Below are 3,635 nucleotides of genomic sequence, written 5' to 3' on the forward strand. Positions count from 1 at the left end.
AATCCGCGCCAGCTTGCCCAGCAAATCGTCGACGCCGTCCTGGCGCATCCTGCGGCGTCAGGCCTCGTGCAAGGCGCCGAAGTGGCCGGCCCCGGTTTCATCAACCTGCGCCTCGCGCCGGCTGCCAAACAGGCGGTGATCGCCGCAGTGTTCGCAGAACAGGAAGCCTTCGGCCGTTCGCAGCGCGACGCGGGCAAGCACGTGCTGGTCGAGTTCGTTTCCGCCAATCCGACCGGCCCGCTGCACGTCGGCCACGGCCGTCAGGCGGCGCTCGGCGACGCGCTGTCGAATGTGCTCGCTTCGCAGGGCTACGACGTGCACCGCGAGTTCTACTACAACGACGCGGGCATGCAGATCCATACCCTCGCCGTCTCCACCCAGGCGCGTGCGCGCGGCCTGAAGCCCGGCGACGCCGGCTGGCCGGAATCGGCCTACAACGGCGAGTACATTGCCGACATCGCGCTTGATTACCTGAACGGCGAAACGGTATCCGCAAGTGATGGCGAGCCGGTCACTGGCGCACGCGACGTCGAGAACCTGGATGCAATCCGCCGCTTTGCCGTGGCCTATCTGCGTCACGAGCAGGACATGGACTTGCAGGCCTTCGGCGTCAAGTTCGACCAGTACTACCTCGAATCGTCGCTGTACTCGGAAGGCCGCGTCGAAAAGACGGTTCAGGCGCTGGTCGCCGCCGGCAAGACCTATGAGCAGGAAGGCGCGCTGTGGCTGCGCACCACGGACGACGGCGACGACAAAGACCGCGTGATGCGCAAGACCGACGGCACCTATACGTACTTCGTGCCGGACGTCGCCTACCACGTCGCAAAATGGGAACGCGGCTTTACCAAGGTCATCAACGTGCAGGGTTCGGACCACCACGGCACCATCGCTCGCGTGCGAGCCGGTCTACAGGGCCTGGGCATTGGCATTCCGAAGGGCTATCCCGACTACATCCTGCACAAGATGGTCACGGTCATGCGCGACGGTCAGGAAGTCAAAATCTCCAAGCGCGCCGGCAGCTACGTGACCGTGCGCGACCTGATCGAATGGTCGGGCGGTGCCACGCCCGGCTCGGAAACCTCGCCGGACCTGTTAGACGAAGCAACGATTCGCCGCGGCCGCGACGCGGTGCGGTTCTTCCTGATCTCGCGCAAGGCCGACACGGAATTCGTCTTCGACATCGACCTCGCGCTCAAGCAGAACGACGAAAACCCGGTCCACTACGTGCAGTACGCGCATGCCCGGATCTGCTCGGTAATCAGCGAATGGAAGACGCGCTACAACGCCGACGAAGTCATTCTGCCCACCGTGGACGTGTCGCTGCTCACCAGCGAGCGCGCCATGACGCTGCTGCAAAAGCTCGCGGAATTCCCCGATATGCTGCAACATGCGGCCGACGAACTCGCCCCGCACGCCGTGGCTTTCTATCTGCGCGACCTCGCAGGCGAATTCCACTCGTTCTACAATGACAAAGCCGAACGCGTCCTCGTCGACGACGAAGGGGCGCGCAACGCTCGCGTTGCATTGCTCGCCGCCACGCGCCAGGTGCTGGCAAACGGCCTTGCGACGATCGGCGTCTCTGCTCCCGTCAAGATGTAAGTCCACCGGTACGCTATGCACGCGGCCGTCGTTATAATCGACGGCCGATTCAGGATTCTTTTCGCAGGTAACTCATACGATGGCAAAACCACGCCGCACAACAACGCAGTCGAAGCAAACCGGGGGCACGTTTCTCGGCATCGTACTGGGCCTGATTGTTGGCCTGGCAATCGCGGTAGTGGTGGCGCTCTATATCACCCGGGCTCCTACGCCGTTCGTCTCGAAGGTCGCGCCGCCCGCTGCGTCCGATAACGGCGCGAGCGAAGCGCAATACGATCCGAACCGTCCGCTGCAAGGTAAGACGCCGGGCCAGCCGGTGCCGCAAGCCGCCCAGCCTGCGCCGCCGAACACCGCCCCGGGCCAGACCAATGGCCAGACGCAGTCGGGCATGCTGCAAGAACCGGAAATCGTCGAAGTGCCGCCGTCGAACCAGAATGGCGTCGCGGTGGCACCGGCGCCTGCCCAGGATAACGGCGCGTCGGCACCCGCGAAGAAGCCTCAGCAGGCCAATAGCGCGCCCACCAGCACGTCGGCCACCTCGGCCGCGAACGCGAAGCCCGGCTCGAACGCATCCACCACGGCAGCTGAAGCGAATAGCGGCTACTTCCTGCAAGTTGGCGCGTACAAGACGCCAGCTGACGCCGAACAGCAGCGCGCGCGCCTCGCCTTCCAGGGCTTCGAATCGAAGGTCACGCAGCGCGATGCCGGTGGTGTCACCTACTATCGCGTGCGTATCGGACCGTTCTCGAAGTTCGAGGACATGAATTCGGCCCGCCAGCGTCTGTCCGACGCCGGGGTCGAAACCGCCGTGATCCGCTTTACCAAACAGTAATTTTCGGTCATGCGCCGCCGCTGAACCTCAGCGCGCGGCGTGAGTCTCACGCACGGCAACGGCCTGCCGCCAAACGCTCCGTAACGGTGACGGCCACGCTAGTACAGCGCCGCCGCTCCACCGTTATTCCGCTTAACCGGATTACCAAGACATGAAAAAACTGCTGAGCATCCTCTTCCTTTCACTGGGTCTCATTGCCACCGCAGCCCAGGCGTCGCCGGCTGCGCCGGTCGCCGGCAAGGACTACACGGTTCTGTCGCCGGCCCAACCGGTGGACGTGCCCGCCGGCAAGATCGAAGTCACTGAATTCTTCTGGTACGGCTGCCCGCACTGCAACGAATTCAACCCGTACCTCGAAGCGTGGATCAAGAAGCAAGGCCCGGACGTCGTGTTCAAGCGTGTGCCGGTGGCCTTCCGCGACGACTTCATCCCGCATTCGAAGATGTACCACGCGCTTGACGCGCTGGGCCTCGCGCAACAACTCACGCCGAAGGTCTTCAACGAGATCCACGTCAACAAGAACTATCTGCTGACGCCGGAAGATCAGGCCAAATTCCTCGCACAGAACGGCGTGGATCCGAAGAAGTACATGGACGCGTACAACTCGTTCTCGACGCAAAGCGAGATCCAGCGCGACAAGAAGCTGCTGGACGACTACAAGATCGACGGCGTGCCGACGCTGGCCGTGCAAGGCAAGTATGAAACCGGCCCTGCTGCCACGAACAGCCTGCCGGGTACGATTCAGGTTCTCGACTACCTCGTCGCCCAGATCCGCGCGAAAAAGATGTAAAGTGCGGAGCGCCGGAATGAGCAACGACTTGAAGGTTTTCATTACCGGCGCATCCAGTGGCATCGGTCTCGCGCTCGCCGCCGAATACGCGCGGCGCGGCGCGATTCTCGGCCTCGTTGCCCGTCGCGGCGACGCACTGGCCAGCTTCCAGCAGTCCCATCCCCAGCATTCCATCTCCATCTATCCGGTTGACGTGCGCGATGCCGAAGCGCTTGCGAGCGCGGCCGAGCAGTTCATCGCCCAATACGGCTGTCCCGACATCGTGATTGCCAATGCTGGCATCAGTCGGGGCGCAGTCACGGGTCACGGCGATCTGCGGACCTTCCGCGAGGTCATGGACGTCAACTACTTCGGCATGGTCGCCACCTTCGAGCCATTCGCCGCCGCGATGATGGCTGCGCGCAAGGGCGCGCT

The 3,635-nt window shown here is 63.4% G+C and carries 4 protein-coding genes; all 4 read left to right on the forward strand.

Features of this window, described 5'->3' with window-relative positions; translation table 11 throughout:
• Window positions 1–1,599: arginine--tRNA ligase (gene argS, locus WCA85_RS34420; RefSeq protein ID WP_424070112.1), on the forward strand; the 1,599-nt coding region annotated here is incomplete at its 5' end.
• A 79-nt stretch (window positions 1,600–1,678) separates the two neighbouring features.
• Complete coding sequence (locus WCA85_RS34425; RefSeq protein WP_424070114.1) at window positions 1,679–2,431, forward strand: SPOR domain-containing protein; 753 nt, start codon at window positions 1,679–1,681, stop codon at window positions 2,429–2,431.
• A 151-nt stretch (window positions 2,432–2,582) separates the two neighbouring features.
• A complete protein-coding gene (locus WCA85_RS34430) occupies window positions 2,583–3,221 on the forward strand; it encodes a thiol:disulfide interchange protein DsbA/DsbL (RefSeq protein WP_424070116.1) in 639 nt (212 codons plus the stop codon).
• A gap of 16 nt (window positions 3,222–3,237) precedes the next feature.
• A partial coding sequence (locus WCA85_RS34435; RefSeq protein ID WP_424070118.1) for an SDR family NAD(P)-dependent oxidoreductase occupies window positions 3,238–3,635 on the forward strand: 398 nt, incomplete at its 3' end.

The sequence above is a fragment of the Paraburkholderia sp. genome (assembly GCF_049581445.1).
In the GTDB taxonomy this organism is placed as follows: Bacteria; Pseudomonadota; Gammaproteobacteria; order Burkholderiales; family Burkholderiaceae; genus Paraburkholderia.